The sequence below is a fragment of the Alcanivorax profundi genome, from assembly GCF_003597125.1.
Classification (GTDB): Bacteria; Pseudomonadota; Gammaproteobacteria; order Pseudomonadales; family Alcanivoracaceae; genus Alcanivorax; species Alcanivorax profundi.
The window spans coordinates 1-349 of record NZ_QYYA01000225.1 but is presented as its reverse complement, the minus strand read 5'-3'; the positions used below and the strand labels follow the sequence as shown (position 1 = coordinate 349).

General features: G+C 62.5%; 1 protein-coding gene. It reads right to left on the bottom strand.

Going from position 1 to position 349, the window contains the following annotated elements; all coding sequences use genetic code 11:
* On the bottom strand, window positions 1-286 hold a 286-nt coding region (locus D4A39_RS17590), incomplete at its 3' end, for an enoyl-CoA hydratase-related protein (protein ID WP_438502579.1).
* Between the last annotated feature and the right edge of the window lie 63 nt (window positions 287-349).

Sequence of the window (349 nt, the reverse complement as noted above, 5' to 3'; positions counted from 1 at the left end):
ACTCGGCCTCCACGCGGTTGACCAACCCGATCTCGGCGGCACGCGCGGCAGGAGTCATGTCGCCAGTCAGCAGCATTTCCATGGCATGTTTGTTCGATACGTTGCGCGACAGGGCCACCATCGGGGTCGAGCAGAAAAGACCGATATGAACCCCCGGCGTGCTGAACTGTGAGCTCTCGGCCGCGATGGCCAGATCGCAGCTTGCCACCAATTGGCAGCCTGCCGCCGTCGCGATGCCTGTGACTTCGGCAATCACGGGCTTGGGGCAGGTGACGATGCCTTGCATGACGCTCGAACACAGAGCCATGACGGACGCGAAATACGCCTTTCCGCCGTCAGGCCTGCTACG